The 15,092-nt window shown below is 64.1% G+C and carries 13 protein-coding genes and 1 pseudogene; 10 read left to right on the top strand and 4 right to left on the bottom strand.

Translation table 11 applies throughout. The features are described from left to right. Positions 1-85: 85 nt before the first annotated feature. From U1E69_RS19880 to U1E69_RS19835, 10 genes are all read left to right on the top strand, one after another. Entirely contained in the window at positions 86-2,425 is a 2,340-nt protein-coding gene (locus U1E69_RS19880; RefSeq protein ID WP_322246153.1) for a family 78 glycoside hydrolase catalytic domain, read from the top strand. Positions 2,426-2,450: 25 nt separating this feature from the next. Next, on the top strand, positions 2,451-3,728 hold the full coding sequence (locus U1E69_RS19875) for an ABC transporter substrate-binding protein (RefSeq protein ID WP_322246152.1): 1,278 nt from the start codon (positions 2,451-2,453) through the stop codon (positions 3,726-3,728). A gap of 67 nt (positions 3,729-3,795) precedes the next feature. Beyond that, entirely contained in the window at positions 3,796-4,662 is an 867-nt protein-coding gene (locus U1E69_RS19870; RefSeq protein ID WP_322246151.1) for a sugar ABC transporter permease, read from the top strand. Beyond that, on the top strand, positions 4,659-5,498 hold the full coding sequence (locus U1E69_RS19865; protein WP_322246150.1) for a carbohydrate ABC transporter permease: 840 nt from the start codon (positions 4,659-4,661) through the stop codon (positions 5,496-5,498). Before U1E69_RS19870 ends, U1E69_RS19865 begins: the two co-directional genes overlap by 4 nt. A gap of 3 nt (positions 5,499-5,501) precedes the next feature. Continuing rightward, on the top strand, positions 5,502-6,488 hold the full coding sequence (locus U1E69_RS19860) for an ABC transporter ATP-binding protein (RefSeq protein WP_322246149.1): 987 nt from the start codon (positions 5,502-5,504) through the stop codon (positions 6,486-6,488). A 43-nt stretch (positions 6,489-6,531) separates the two neighbouring features. Next, the gene (locus tag U1E69_RS19855; protein ID WP_322246148.1) at positions 6,532-7,230 is read left to right on the top strand and encodes a GntR family transcriptional regulator; all 699 of its coding nucleotides are present in this window, start codon (positions 6,532-6,534) and stop codon (positions 7,228-7,230) included. An 82-nt stretch (positions 7,231-7,312) separates the two neighbouring features. Further along, positions 7,313-8,272, top strand: a complete 960-nt coding sequence (locus tag U1E69_RS19850) for a dihydrodipicolinate synthase family protein (protein ID WP_322246147.1) — start codon at positions 7,313-7,315, stop codon at positions 8,270-8,272. Between the two features lies 1 nt (position 8,273). Further along, positions 8,274-9,503 carry an FAD-binding oxidoreductase gene (locus U1E69_RS19845; RefSeq protein WP_322246146.1) on the top strand — a complete coding sequence of 410 codons (1,230 nt, stop codon included), beginning with the start codon at positions 8,274-8,276 and terminating at the stop codon, positions 9,501-9,503. 1 nt (position 9,504) lies between these two features. Then, positions 9,505-10,506 (top strand): 4-hydroxyproline epimerase, encoded by a 1,002-nt coding sequence (locus U1E69_RS19840; protein ID WP_322246145.1) that lies wholly within the window; start codon positions 9,505-9,507, stop codon positions 10,504-10,506. Between the two features lie 360 nt (positions 10,507-10,866). Next, complete coding sequence (locus U1E69_RS19835) at positions 10,867-11,565, top strand: hypothetical protein (RefSeq protein WP_322246144.1); 699 nt, start codon at positions 10,867-10,869, stop codon at positions 11,563-11,565. Positions 11,566-11,616: 51 nt separating this feature from the next. Here the strand turns inward: U1E69_RS19835 and uvrC are convergent, their stop codons facing one another. The 4 genes and pseudogenes from uvrC to U1E69_RS19815 all read right to left on the bottom strand — a co-directional run. Then, positions 11,617-13,473: an excinuclease ABC subunit UvrC gene (gene uvrC / locus U1E69_RS19830; protein WP_322246143.1), complete on the bottom strand. Its 1,857-nt coding sequence runs from the start codon at positions 13,471-13,473 to the stop codon at positions 11,617-11,619. A gap of 300 nt (positions 13,474-13,773) precedes the next feature. Next, positions 13,774-14,547: an SDR family oxidoreductase gene (locus U1E69_RS19825; protein ID WP_322246142.1), complete on the bottom strand. Its 774-nt coding sequence runs from the start codon at positions 14,545-14,547 to the stop codon at positions 13,774-13,776. After that, complete coding sequence (locus U1E69_RS19820) at positions 14,544-14,729, bottom strand: hypothetical protein (RefSeq protein ID WP_305547449.1); 186 nt, start codon at positions 14,727-14,729, stop codon at positions 14,544-14,546. Before U1E69_RS19820 ends, U1E69_RS19825 begins: the two co-directional genes overlap by 4 nt. After that, positions 14,730-15,092, bottom strand: a pseudogene (locus U1E69_RS19815) (S49 family peptidase); the annotation flags it as partial.

Raw genomic sequence — 15,092 nt, 5'->3', positions numbered from 1 at the left:
GCAAATCGGCCTGTAGAATGATTTACGTAGAACGGTGCACGAAACGGGAGGAGACCTGATTCGGCACCTTTGGGAGGATGTCGGAATGGGCCTTGAGGGGCAGGTGCGGGCTGTGTCCGCAGTTGGTAAAGCTTTGTCCGCAAACCAGTTTACGGCCGAGATGATCGCGCCGTCCTGCGACGCGGGTACGGGCGGGCCGGGCAGTTATGTCGCGCGGGATTTTTCTTTGGAGGCGGTGGAAGCAGGGACGGTCCTGCATCTGTCCGCGCAGGGGCTTTACCGGGCTTTCCTGAACGGCAGCCGCGTTGGCGACGACCTGCTGACCCCAGGCTGGACCTGCTATGATGACCGGATTGCCTATCAGTCCTACGACGTCTCCTCGCTGCTGAAGCCAGGTCAGAACCGACTGGAAATCTGGCTGGGCGACGGCTGGTATCGCTCGCGCCTGATGTGGGCGCTGAACCCGATCCCGAACACCTGGGGCGACCGGATCGGGGCCTTTGCCGAGTTGGTGGCGGGCGACAAGACGCTGATCAAGACGGATGCGTCCTGGCGGTCTGGCCTGACGCCCGTCACGGGCAACGGCATCTATCACGGCGAGGATTTCGACGCCCGGATCGCGGTTGTCGATACAGCCGGGGTCGAGGTCCTGCCGTTTGATCGTGCACGACTGGTTCCGCATGAAACCAGCCCGGTCAAGGAGATGGACCCGGTCGCGCCGCTGGAAAGCTGGGCGGATGGAGAGACGACGGTCTATGACTTCGGTCAGAACTGCGGCGCCTACGCCCGGATTGCGGTGCAAGGCCCGGCTGGCGCGCATGTGCGGGTGGAGTTCTCCGAGGTGCTGGGGCCGAACCGTGCCTTCGACAACCGCAACTTCCGCTCGGCCCGGGCCGAACAGCACTATACGCTGAAGGGCGAGGGGGTGGAGACTTACGCGCCGATGTTCACCTTCTTCGGCTTCCGCTATGCCCGAGTCACCCTGACCGGCGGAGCAAAGCTGCAGGCGATCCACCAGGTCCCGGTGACCTCGGTCCCGGATCAGGCGGGCGGGTTCACCTGCGGTGAGGCGTCGGTGAACCGGCTGGTCCTGAACACGATCTGGTCGCAGCGATCGAACTTCATCGAGATTCCGACCGATTGCCCGCAGCGGGACGAGCGCCTCGGCTGGACCGGCGATGCGCAGGTCTTTGCCGGGACAGCCTGCTGGCTCGCGGATTGCGAAAGCTTCCTGAAGAAGTACCTGCGCGACGTGCGGCACGACATGCGGCCCAATGGGGCCGTCCCACATTTCTCGCCCGACCCGACCCGGCTGCACCCGATCGAAGGGCGTGGCGACTGGGCAGGCTCAACCGGATGGGGTGACGCAATCGTCATCATCCCGTGGCAGTTGTATCTACATTATGGAGATACAAATGTATTGACAGAGAACTTTCCGGCCATGTGCAAGTGGCTGGATTATCTGTGGAATATCTCGAACGGTCCGATCATCCGGCCATCGGCGGAATGGGGCGGGCCAGGGTTCACTTTCGGCGACTGGATCCAGCCGGTGGGCGACAATCGCAAGCCCCGCCCGACGATCGCTGACGACTGCGCGGCGACGATCTACCATTTCATCTCGACCGACCTCGCCGCAAAGATCGCCGGGCTGATCGGGGAGGACACTCAGGCGAAGGCTTTGCGCGAGCGGGCGGAAACTATCCGCGCGGCGTTCAAGCATGAGTTCTTCTCGCCCTCGGGCCGGATCGCGCACAATGACCAGACGTCGTGGAGCCTGGCGTTCCTCTATGGCCTGGTCCCGCCCGAGACCTATGAGGCCAGCAAGGCCTATTTCCGCAAGGTGGTCGAAGATGCGGATGGGCTGATCGGCACCGGGTTCATCGGGACCCCGGCGATCCTGCCCGCGCTGACGATGCACGGGATGGCCGACCTGGCCGAGAAGATCTTCCTGAACCGCAAGGTGCCGGGGTGGCTTTACCAGGTGGACCGGGGGGCCACGAGCATCTGGGAGCGTTGGGATGCCCTGGGCGAGGACGGCACGATCTACGATCCCGACATGAACAGCTACAACCACTACGCCTATGGCGCGGTGTGCCAGTGGCTGTTCGAAGGGGTGGCGGGTGTGGCCCCTGTCGCCGAAAAGCCCGGCTTCGACGAAGTCACGCTGAACCCGCTGATCCTGCCTGCCCTCAACCCGGTCCAGGCCTGGCACGACTGCCGCCACGGCCGGATCGAGGCCGGGTGGGTGCTGGACGGCACCCGCGTGACCTATCGCGTGACGCTGCCGGAAGGCTGCACCGGGCGGCTGACCCACAGCGACCAGCGCAGCAACGTCACGCTGGACGGCAAGCCCATCGCGGTTCCTGACGCTGGCCTGCCCGTTTCGGCGGGGACGCATGAGATCACTTTCGACCTGACGACCTGACAATAACTCTGGGAGGAGACCACACATGAAAACATTGCGTTACAGCGCGGCCCTTGCCGCGGCTATCACCCTCACCTCGGGCATGGCCCAGGCAGAGACGACCCTGAACCTGCTTCTGGACGGAAACGCCGACACCATCGCGATGATGGAGGCCCTGACCGCAGCCTACACGGCGGCAAACCCCGACGTCAGCTTCGAGATTGAGAACCGCCCCGGCGGGTCCGAGGGCGACAACATGGTCAAGACGCGCCTTGCCACTGGCGAAGCGGGCGACATCATCCAGTACAACTCGGGCTCCCTCTTTCAGGCGCTGAAGCCCGCCGAGACGCTGGCCGACCTGACCGATCTGCCGGGCCAGGCCAACATCGTCGACAGCTTCAAGCCGGTCGTCACCGCGCCCGACGGGACCATCCGCGGCGTGCCATTCGGCGCGGCGATGGGCGGGGGGGTCTACTACAACCGCAAGCTTTATGCAGAGCTTGGTCTGAGCGTGCCCAAGACCTGGGACGAGTTCATGGCGAACAACGCCAAGGTCAAAGAGGCCGGCAAGGTCCCCGTCGCCACGACCTTTGGCGACACCTGGACCAGCCAGCTGTTCGTGCTGGGCGACTTCTACAACGTCCAGGCCGAGGTTCCGACCTTTGCCGCCGACTATACCGCCAACAAGGCGAAGTATGCCACCACTCCGGCAGCGGCGCGCGGTTTCCAGTATCTGGAGGACGTGTTCAAGGCGGGCTACATGAACGAGGACTTCGGCGTCGCGAAGTTCGAGGACGGGATGCGCATGGTCGCCACGGGCGAGGCGGCGCACTACCCGATGCTGACTTTCGCGATGGCGACGGTGAAGCAGAATACGCCGGATAACATCAACGACCTGGGGTACTTCGCCCTGCCCGGCCCGACGGCCGACAAGAACGGGTTGACCGTCTGGATGCCCTCGGCGCTGTATATCCCGGCGGCGTCGCCCAATGTCGATGCGGCGAAGGGCTTCCTGGACTTTGTCGCCTCGGTCGAAGGCTGCCAGGCGATGATCGGGGCCATCGGGGCGACCGGCCCCTACCTGATCAAGGACTGCGCCCTGCCTGCCGACGTGCCGCCGTCGGTGGCCGACATGCTGCCCTATTTCCAGACCGAAGGCGCCACCGCCCCCGCGCTGGAGTTCCTGTCGCCGATCAAGGGCCCGGCGCTGGAGCAGATCACTGTCGAGGTCGGCAGCGGCATCCGCCCGGCGGCCGAAGCGACGGCGCTGTATGACCAGGACGTCGAAAAGCAGGCCAAGCAGTTGGGCCTGCCGAACTGGTAACCTCCCGAAACCAGTTCCGCCCCCGCCCACCCCAGACGGGCGGGGGCTTCCTTGACCCGAGAGCATGATGGCCCCCAGACGCCCCTCGCCCTATCCCTACTGGTTCGTGCTGCCCGCCGCAGTGGTCTTCGTGACCCTGTTTCTGGTGCCGACCATCGCGAGCTTCTGGTTCAGCCTGACCCGCTGGGACCTCTTCGACGCCGAGTTCATCGGCTGGGACAACTACCGCCAGTTCTTCAAGGAACCGTTCCTGATCCAGGGCCTGACCAACACGCTGATCTACGCCGTCGTGACCTCGGGCGCGAAGACGGTGTTGGGGTTGTTGCTTGCGGTCCTGCTGACCAGCGGCATCTGGTTCCAGGGGTTTTTGCGGTCGGTCGTGTTCTTCCCGGTGCTGGTGTCGACCATCGGCGTCGGCATCGCCTTTGCGGCCCTGATGCACCCGACGAAGGGGGCAATCAATCTGGCGCTGTCCTGGGTTGGCATTGACGGCCCCGCCTGGCTGTCCGACCCGGGTCTGGCGCTGTATTCCGTCGCGATGATCGACATCTGGAAGGGTGTGGGCCTGGCGACGCTGATCTACATCGCCGGACTGGCTGCGATTTCCCCCGAATACTATGAGGCCAGCCGCATCGACGGGGCAACGCGCCTGCAGCAGTTCTGGCGCGTGACGGTGCCGCTGGTTCGGCCCGCGACGGTGACCGTGGTCACCCTGTCGCTCATCGGCGGGTTGCGGTCCTTTGACATCATCTGGGCCACGACGCGGGGCGGGCCGGGGTTCGCCTCGGACGTCCTCGCCTCGGTGATCTACAAGCAGTATCAGGCCGGGTTCTACGGGTTGGCGACCGCGGGGAACGTGATCCTGTTCATCCTGATCGCCCTCATCATCCTGCCGCTCACCTGGTGGTTCAACAAGCGCGAGGTTGAGCTGTGAGCCTGCGCCGCACCGCCGCCCGCCGCCGCAACACCGGCATCCTTGCCCTGCTGGTCGCCACGGTCCTTTTCATCCTGCCCTTCGTCTTCATCCTGTTTATGGCCGTGAAGACCAAGCAGGAGGCGGCGCTGTTCCTGTTCACCTGGCCGTCCGAGTGGCACTTCTGGCAGAACCTGGTCGACGTGGTACAGACCCGCAACTACATGCTTCTGTTGGCTTACTTCAACTCTATCGTCATTACCGTGGGGGCCGTGACCCTCCTTGTGATCTTCGGCGCGATGGTGGGCTATGTGCTGCAACGTCGACCCTCTGGCTGGAACAAGGTGATCTACGCCTGTGTGCTGATCGGGCTGATGGTCCCCCCCGCCATCGTGCCGACGATCTGGGTCCTGCAGGGCCTGGGCCTCTTCAAGACGATCCACGGCATGATCCTGATCCAGGTGGCTTACGGGCTGGCCTTCTCGGTCCTTCTCTACCGCAGCTTCATCGGCACCATCCCCCGCGACCTGGACGAGGCGGCGATCATCGACGGCGCAAAGCCCTGGCAGGTCTTCTTCAAGGTGATCCTGCCGCTGTTGAAACCGGTCACCGTGACCCTGATCGTCGTGCAGTCCATCGCGATCTTCAACGATTTCACCAACCCGCTTTACTACCTGCCGGGCAAGGAAAACGTCACCGTCCAGCTGACGCTGTTCAACTTTCAAAGCCAGTTCCAAAGCCAGTACAACCTGTTGTTCATGAACATCCTTCTGGTGACGATCCCGCCGCTGTTGGTCTTCATCTTCTTCAACCGCCAGATCGTCGCCGGGATGACCTCCGGCGCGGTGAAAGGTTAGCGCATGGTGTCGACATCTTCGGTCGTCCTGAAGGACATCCGCAAAAGCTTTGGCGCGGTGGACGTGATCAAGGGCGTCAACCTGACCGTCGAGCCGGGTGAGTTCTGCGTTTTCGTCGGCCCCTCGGGCTGCGGCAAGTCCACTTTGCTGCGGCTGATCTCGGGGTTGGAGGAGGCGACCTCGGGCGTGATCGAGATCGGCGGCACCGATGTGACCGACGCCGAGCCTTCCGCCCGCGGAATTGCGATGGTTTTTCAAAGCTATGCGCTCTATCCACATTTAAGCGTGCGCGATAATATCGGGTTCGGCCTTTCTTTGGCAAAGCTGCCCAAGGACCAGATCAAGGCCAAGGTCGAAGCCGCAGCTGCCGCCTTGAAGCTGACCGACTACCTGGACCGCAAGCCCAAGGCCCTGTCCGGCGGCCAGCGCCAGCGGGTCGCCATCGGCCGGGCCATCGTGCGCGACCCCAAGGTGTTCCTGTTCGACGAGCCTCTCAGCAACCTTGACGCCGCGCTTCGTGCGCAGATGCGGATCGAACTATCGGACCTCCACCGCAAGCTGGGCGCGACGATGATCTACGTCACCCACGACCAGGTCGAGGCGATGACGATGGCCGACAAGATCGTCGTCCTGAACGGCGGGAAGATCGAGCAGGTCGGCTCTCCGATGGACCTCTACAATTCCCCCGTCTCGCCCTTCGTGGCGGGCTTCATCGGCAGCCCGAAGATGAACCTCTACCCCGGAGAGGCGGCGGGGGAACGCTGCGGCACCTACGGCATCCGCCCCGAACACCTGCGCCTGACCAATGACTCGCCGCGCTGGACCGGGACGGTGCGGCATGTCGAACGGCTGGGGGCTGATACGGTGATCTACCTGAACGTGCCCGGCCTTGGTGAAATGGTGGTGCGCACCGATGGCGATGCGAACCCCGCCATTGGCTCGTCGCAGGGCGTGTCGCCCATCGAAGGCCGCGATTTCCGCTACGCCTGACCGGCGGGTCATTGTATGCCTTCTGTCGACAGAAGGGGGCACGATGTCCGACGAAGACCCACAGGAACGCAAGCGCGGCACCGGCGCGCGATTTGTCTATGACACGCTGCGCGATGAAATCCTGAACCTCGTGCTCCAACCGGGAGAGCCGATCGACGAGATCAGCCTTGCCGACCGCCTGTCGATGTCCCGCACCCCGATCCGCGAGGCCTTGGTGCGGCTGGCAGGCGACGGCTTGGTCACGCTGCTCCCGAACCGCTCCACCGTCGTCAGCCAGATCGACTTTCCGAACCTGCACCATTTCTTCGACGCGCTGACACTGATGTATCGCGTCACCACCCGCCTGGCCGCGCAGTTCCACGATGCCGCCGATCTGGTGGAAATCCGCGCCCGGCAGGACATCTTCGCCCAGGCCGTCCTGGCCGGGGACACCAACGGCATGATCCAGCTGAACCGAGATTTCCACGTCGCCATCGCCGAAGCCGGGCGGAACCCCTACTACCTCCAGCTCTTCTCGCGCCTGTTGGACGAGGGGCGGCGCATTCTCCGGCTGTACTACTACCCGACCTTCGAGCCCCGCCTGCCGCACCCGTATATACAGGAGCATGAGGCGATCATCGCGGCCATCACGGCACGAGATGTAGATACATGCGACCGGCTGGCGAAAGAGCATGCTGACAAGATCGTGGCCCAGATTCAGCAGATAATGGCGCGGGACTTGCGGCAAGACGTGCCGCTGTGAAAATCTTGTCGACAAATAAAATGCAAAGCGTATTCTGACCTCAACCCAACGCGGATTCGGCCGCCTTCAGAAGGATTGCAGCATGAAATCGGACATCTTCACCGGCACCGTTCCAGCCCTGATGACCCCCTGCAAGGCGGACCGGACGCCTGATTTCGACACCCTGGTCGCCAAGGCGAAAGAGTTGGTCGGCCTCGGCATGTCAGCCGTGGTCTATTGCGGCTCGATGGGCGACTGGCCCTTGCTGACAACCGAACAGCGGATGGAAGGCGTGGAGCGGCTGGTGAAGGCCGGGATCAAGGTCGTCGTCGGCACTGGCGCTGTAAATACAGCGACCTCCGCCGCCATCGCCGCCCATGCCCAGAAGGTCGGCGCGCATGGGTTGATGGTCATCCCCCGCCTTCTGTCGCGCGGCACCGTGGTCGCGGCGCAAAGGCTGCACTTCAAGGCGGTGCTGGCGGCGGCCCCGAAGCTGCCCGCCGTGATCTACAACAGCCCCTACTACGGCTATTCCACCAAGGCCGACCTCTTCTTCCAGATCCGGGCCGAGCATCCGAACCTTGTCGGCTTCAAGGAGTTCGGCGGCTATGACGACCTGTCCTACGCTGCCAACGCGATCACCGGGGCCTCGCCGGACCTCAAGCTGATGATCGGTGTCGATACAGCAGTCTACCACGGCTACGTCAACTGCAACGCCGACGGCGCGATCACCGGGATCGGGAATGTGTTGCCGCGCGAGGTGTTGCATCTGGTCTCGCTCTGCAAGGCCGCCCAGAAGGGCGATGCCGAGGCGCGGAGGTTGGCGTTCGATCTCGACAGCGCGATGCAGGTCCTGTCCGAAGTCGACGCCGGGCCGGATCTGGTGTTGTTCTTCAAGCACATGATGGTCCTGCGCGGTGAGGCTGCGTATACACACCACTTCACCGAAGGCGATGAACTGTCCGCCAGCCAGAAGGGCTTCATCGAGGCGCAGTTGAAGATGTTCGACGCCTGGTATGCCGACTGGGCCAAGCAGCCCGAAGCCCGGAAATACGCCGCCTGACATGAAGGTCATCGTCATCGGGGCCGGGGTCATCGGCCTGTCCGCCGCCCTGATGGCGCAGGCGCGGGGTCTGTCGGTCACGGTGGTGGACCGCGAAGGCCCCGCCGCAGGGGCCTCGGCTGGCAACGCCGGGGCGTTTGCGTTTACCGACATCCTGCCGCTTGCCTCTCCCGGTATCCTGAAAAAGGCACCGAAGTGGCTTCTCGACCCGCTCGGCCCGCTGACTATCCCGCCAGCCTACGCGCTGCAGATCACACCCTGGCTCTACCGCTTCTGGCGGGCCTGCTCGCCACGGGCCGTCGCGGCCTCCACCACGGCCCAGACCGCGTTGATGGACCTCTCACGGGCCGAGTTGGAACCGTTCCTGGGTGCAACCGGCACACTCGGGATGCTTCGCAAGGACGGAAACCTGCAAGTCTATGAATCCGAGGCCGAATTCCGCGCCTCGCTGCCCGGTTGGGACGCCCGCACATCCCACGGGATTGCGTTCCAGCACATGGACGCTGCAGAAATGGCCGACCTGCAGCCCGGCCTGTCGCCGCGCTTCATCAAGGGCACCTTCACACCGGGCTGGTGGTCCATCGCCGACTCCAAGCTGTATGTACAGGCGCTGGCTGACCAATTCCGCACGCAGGGGGGGACGATCTTGCGGGCCGAGGTAACTGGCCTGAAACCGCAAGATACTGGCGTGTCTATACACACGACCGGAGAGACCCTGACCGCTGACAAGGTCGTCCTTGCCGCCGGGGCCTTCTCGCACCGCATCGCTGCAACGTTGGGCGAACGCATCCCGCTGGAGACGGAACGCGGTTACAACACCACCTTGCATCCGGACGCGCTGGACCTGCGCTGCCAGGTGACCTTCGGGGGACATGGCTTCGTGATCTCGCGGCTTTCGACGGGCATCCGTGTCGGCGGTGCGGTGGAACTGGGGGGCCTGTCGCTGCCGCCAAACTACAAGCGGTCCGAGGCTATGTTAAAGAAAGCAAAGGCTTTTATGCCAGACCTCAAGACCGAAGGTGGCAACCAATGGATGGGCTTCCGCCCATCGCTGCCGGATAGCCTGCCAGCCATCGGGCGGGCCAAGGCCTCTCCGCATGTTGTATATGCATTCGGCCACGGGCACCTTGGGTTGACGCAAAGCGCCGGGACCGCCCGCATTGTGGCCGACCTTCTGACCGACCGGACCCCGCCGATCAACCTGGTCCCCTTCTCCCCCCAAAGGTTCTGACATGGCCGTATATACGTTCTCCTGCCTCGACGGGCACACCTGCGGCAATCCGGTGCGGTTGGTGTCGGGTGGCGGCCCCCGGTTGGAGGGTGCCACGATGCTGGAGCGCCGGGCGCATTTTCTGAAGGATTACGACTGGATACGCACCGGGCTGATGTATGAGCCGCGCGGGCACGACATGATGTCGGGGTCGATCCTGTATCCGCCGACCCGGCCAGATTGCGACGTGGGGGTGCTGTTCATCGAGACCTCGGGCTGCCTGCCGATGTGCGGGCATGGGCTGATCGGGACGGTGACGATGGGGCTGGAGAACGGGCTGATTACGCCTCGTGAGCCGGGGCGGTTGGCGGTGGATGCTCCGGCTGGGCGGGTCGAGGTTTCGTATATACAGGACGGGCGGTTTGTCGAGGAAGTGCGGCTGACCAATGTGCCGGGTTTCCTTTATGCAGAAGGACTTACGGCAGAGGTCGAGGGTCTGGGCGAGGTCGTGGTGGACGTGGCCTATGGCGGGAATTTCTATGCGATTGTGGAGCCACAGAAGGCCTTCCGCGACATGGCGGACCATACGGCGGGGGAGCTGGTGGGGTGGTCGCCGAAGCTCCGCGCCGCGCTGAATGCGAAGTATGAGTTCGTGCATCCCGAGCATCCGGCGATCCGGGGGCTGAGCCATATCCTGTGGACCGGCAAGGCGACGGTACCGGGGGCGCATGCCCGTAACGCCGTGTTTTATGGGGAAAAAGCGATTGACCGCAGCCCCTGCGGGACGGGGACCTCGGCCCGGATGGCGCAGCTGGCGGCGAAGGGGAAGCTGGCCGTGGGGGACGAGTTCCACCATGAGAGCATTATCGGGTCGATCTTCAAGGGACGGGTCGAGGCTGCGGCGACGGTGGCGGGGCGGGAGGCGATTGTGCCCTCTATCGCCGGATGGGCGCGGCAGACGGGGATCAACACGATCTTCATCGACGGCCGCGATCCGTTTGCGCATGGGTTTGTGGTGAAGTAGCCGCTGGACCGGCGTTCGGTGTGTTAGATCAAGGGGTTGGCTGTAGATACGGTGTCTGGAAACCGTATGGATTGCGTCTGGAGAGCGGCCATACGCGCGTTGGGGTCCTGGGTCGTTAACCATCCGTCGCGAATCGGGTCTGGGCGGGTGCCCCCCACCCCCATCCCCTCCCCACGGAGGGGGAGGGGAGGTGCTTGGGGCTTCTGGTTTGCTGAGGGGGTTGGGGGAGCGCCTGGGGGGGGCGGCGGATGCCTCCGGCGGGGATATTTGGGGACATGAAATGGTATGGGGTTTCGGAGGGGGCGGGGGAGCGGGGTTGTGGTAGGGTGCGGCGGTGCGGTTGAGGGTGGGCGATTTGGGATGAAGGTGGTTGCGGGATATCGGACGGCGTTGGTGCTGTTTCTTGCTGTTCTGGCTTTGTCGTCATGCACGAGTGAAACTTCTTGGAACCAGCGCCTGACGCTAGTGATCGAGACGCCGCAGGGCGAGGTGCGGGGGTCGGCGGTGACTCGGGTGACCAAGACGGAGACGAGCGGGTCACTTGTGCTGCCGGAAGCGCGCGGGGTGCGGTCGAAGGTTGAGGGCGAAGCGGTGGTTGTCGAAGTTGCGCCCGGCAAGTTCCTGTTTGCGCTGCTGAGTGGGTCGGGGGAAGAGAAGCGCGATGCGACGCATTGGGTTTATCCGGCCTATCGGTTGAGTGAGGCTGATAGCTACGGCGGCGAAATGATGAAGCTGCTGTCGCAGCCTTACGACGCGCCGGTTCCGCTGCCGCCCGAAGGTTGGCCGATGCTGGTGACGTTTGACGACATCTCCAAGCCCGAGACGGTGCGGCGGGTGAACCCGGAAGACCTTGTGGCGGTGTTTGGTGAGGGGGTGCGGTTGAAGGCGGTGACGCTGGAGATCACGGAGGAGGCGGTGACGGTGGAGCGGGTTGAGGGCGTTTTGACTTGGCTTGGAGTTTACCCGGAACCAGGCCTGTGTCCGGCGACAGGTGGGCCCTTGGCAGATGCGCCCTTCTGCCGACTCGTAAAAATGGGCGACCTCATCCGAAGGCCTTAGAATGAGGCGTTGAAGCGGTGCGCTGTAGCGCACGCTGCGATGTTGGTGCCGTCACCCCTTCGCCGAAAAGTAGTCCGCGATGGTCTTGGCCATTGCCTCGGAAATCCCATCCACGGCCTGCAAATCCGACAGCCCGGCCCGCGCCACGGCTTTGGCGCTGCCGAAGTGTTGCAGGAGGGCGCGTTTGCGGGTGGCTCCGATGCCGGGGATGTCGTCGAGGGGGGTCAGGCTGACGGCCTTTGCTCGTTTGGCGCGGTGGGCGCCGATGGCCCAGCGGTGGGCCTCATCGCGCAGGCGCTGGATGAAGTAGAGGACGGGGTCGTTGCGTTGCAGGGCGAAGGGGCGTTCGCCGGGGCGGTGGAATTCTTCCTTGCCCGCGTCGCGGTCGATGCCTTTGGCGACGCCGACCATCGGGATGTCTTCGACGCCGAGTTCGTTCATGATCTCGGCCACGGCTGACACCTGTCCTGCCCCGCCGTCGATCAAAAGGAGGTCGGGCCACATGTCGGTCTTGCGCTGGGGGTCTTCCTTCAGCAGGCGCTCAAACCGGCGGGTCAGGACTTCCTTCATCATGCCGAAGTCGTCGGAGTTCGCCCCGGCCTCGGACTTGATGTTGAACTTGCGGTATTGGGATTTCAGGAAGCCTTCGGCCCCCGCGACGATCATCCCGCCGACGGCGTTGGTGCCCTGGATGTGGGAGTTGTCGTAGACCTCGATCCGCTGCGGGGGGGCGTCGAGGTCGAAGGCTTCGGCGAGGCCGGTGAGGAGCTTGTTCTGCGTGGTCGACTCGGCCATCCGGCGGGCGAGGCTTTCGCGGGCGTTCCTTGTCGCGTTTTCCACGAGTTCGGCCTTCTCGCCGCGCTGGGGGACGGCGAGTTCGACCTTGCGGCCGGCGCGGGCAGTGAGGGCCTCGGTCACCAGGTCGGGGTTGTCGACTGGGTGGGAGAGGAGGATCAGGCGCGGCGGGTCCTTGTCGTCGTAGAACTGGGTGAGGAAGGCCTCCATGATCTCGGGCGCTTCGGCTCCGGCGCCGGTTTTCGGATAGAAGTCGCGGTTGCCCCAGGACTGGTTGGCGCGGATGAAGAAGACCTGGACGCAGGCCTGGCCGTGTTCGAGGTGGAGGGCGACGACGTCTGCTTCCGAGACGCCCTGCGGGTTGATGCCCTGGGTCTGCTGGACCTGGGTCAGCGACTTGATCCGGTCACGCAGGGCGGCGGCGCGTTCGAATTCCATCGCCTCGGAGGCCTCGGTCATGGCTTTGGCAAGGTCTGCCTGGACGGAGGTGGACTTGCCTTCGAGGAAGCGCTTGGCGTCGTCGACGAGGATGGCGTAGCCCTGAGGGGTGATCTTGGCCACACAGGGGGCAGAGCAGCGCTTGATCTGATATTGCAGGCAAGGGCGGGTGCGGCTGTCGAAGATGGAGTCGGAGCAGTTGCGGAGGAGGAAGACCTTCTGCAGCTGGTTCAGGGTGCGGTTGACGGCCCCGGCGGAGGCGAAGGGGCCGAAGTAGGCGCCCTTTTCGGACTTCTTGCCGCGGTGCTTCTTGATCTGCGGATAGGGGTGTTCCGAGGAGATCAGGATGTTCGGGAAGCTTTTGTCGTCGCGCAGAAGGACGTTGTAGCGCGGCTTCAGCTGCTTGATGAGGTTCTGTTCGAGGAGGAGCGCCTCCAGCTCTGTCCGCGTCGTCAGGAACATCATCGAGACGGTTTCGTGGATCATCCGGGCGATGCGGCCGGAATGGCCCGAGGGGCGGGCGTAGTTCGAGACGCGGGCCTTCAGGTTGCGCGCCTTGCCGACGTAGAGGACCTCGGACGCGGCGTTCAGCATCCGGTAGACGCCCGGACTGCCGTCCAGTGTCTTCAGGTAATCCTGGATCACCTCATGTCCGCTGCGGAGTTTTTCGTCCATGGTTTACACTATGTCGATTCTTGGTCCGGGCTGCCACCGAACGGGGGGCTAGGCAAGAGCAAAGCTGTCCACGGAATCTGGGGATAAGTCAGAGGAGAAGATTTCAGGAGCGCGGAAATTCCCTTGTTTTCGGCCCGTTTCGTGAGGTTGCCTGTTTTTTGGGCACATTTGTAAACCCCTGATATCGCAGGAAAGATTTTCAGCTTCGGCGCAAATCCCTGAATTCTCAAGTGAATTGTGACGGACACGTGACGCTGTCGTGAGAAGTGGACAAGTTGCCGCGCCGTTGGTCTGGAAGGCCTATTCCACGCCTAGAACGTCAGGGGTTTTCCAGGCCAGATGCTGGCCTCCGTCCACTGCGATGAACTGGCCGGTGACGCCGGGGCTGTCGAGGAAGAATCCCAGTGCGGCGGTGATGTCCTGGGGGTTGGCACCGCGGCCAAGCACGGTCGCGGCGCGCTGGCGGGCAAAGTGGTCCTCGGTCTGCCGGGCGCCGCGCAGGGTGGGGCCGGGGCCGATGCCGTTGACGCGGATATGAGGGGCCAGGCCTTGGGCGGCGGTCTGGGTCAGGGCCCAGAGGCCCATCTTGGCGATGGTGTAGGTGCTGAACTCGGGCGTGAGTTTCAGGATGCGCTGGTCGATCATGTTGATGACCAGACCCTGGGCAAGTGGCTCTCCGGCGTCATCGGTGGTGGCAGGGGGGCACTGGCGGGCGAAGGCCTGGATCAGGACATAGGGCGCGCGCAGGTTGGATTCGATGTGGCGGTCCCAGCTTTGGCGGGTCGCGGTGTCGATCCGGTCGTATTCGAAGATCGAGGCGTTGTTGACCAGCACGGTCAGCGGGCCAAGGGCGGCGGTCACGGCGGGGACAAGGGTCTGGACCTGGGCCTCGATCAGAAGGTCGGCCTGAAACGCCTGGGCGCGGCGGCCCATTGCGCGGATCTCGGCCACGACGGCTTCGGCTTCGTCGGCGGACGAGGCGTAATGCACCGCCACGTCATGCCCGCGCCCCGCCAGATACAGCGCCATCGCGCGGCCCAGCCGCTTGCCCGCGCCCGTCACCAGTGCCGTCATTTCGCCTTGCCCCCGCAGTCACACGTCTTGGTGCCGATCAGGTAGCGCCCGCATGTGCCGCAGACAGGGGCGCCCTTGCGTTTCCGAATAACGCGGGGCAGCGCGCCGGGAAAGAGGGCTCGGCCGACCAGGGCGATCAGCACCATCGCCAGCAGGAAGACGAGGATGATCTTGAACAGCATCTAGAGGCCGTACCTTGCCCAAAGTGCGCGGTCCTCGACCGCACCCAGGGTCTCGTCCACCAGTGACAGGCCAAGCCGCTGGAACAGGCTGCGCCTGCGCCCGAGCGGCAAGAGCCGGACCTTGTCGCCGTAAAGCTGTTTCAACTTCGGGACCATGTGCGCGACTCCGTCGGTCAGGCCGAGGTCCACCGCCTGCTGGCCGACCCAGATGTCGGCATTGAAGAGGTCGGCGCTGTCGTCCAGCCTTATGCCCCGGCTGCGGCGGACGTGGTCGATGAAGGCCTGATGGATCGGTCCTTGCAGGGCCTTGAGGCGTTCGATGTCTTCCGGCTTTTGCGGCAGGAAGGGGTCGGCGAAGCTTTT

It is taken from the genome of Tabrizicola sp., assembly GCF_034366665.1.
GTDB lineage: Bacteria > Pseudomonadota > Alphaproteobacteria > Rhodobacterales > Rhodobacteraceae > Tabrizicola.
This window is presented reverse-complemented; position numbering and strand designations above follow the sequence as displayed.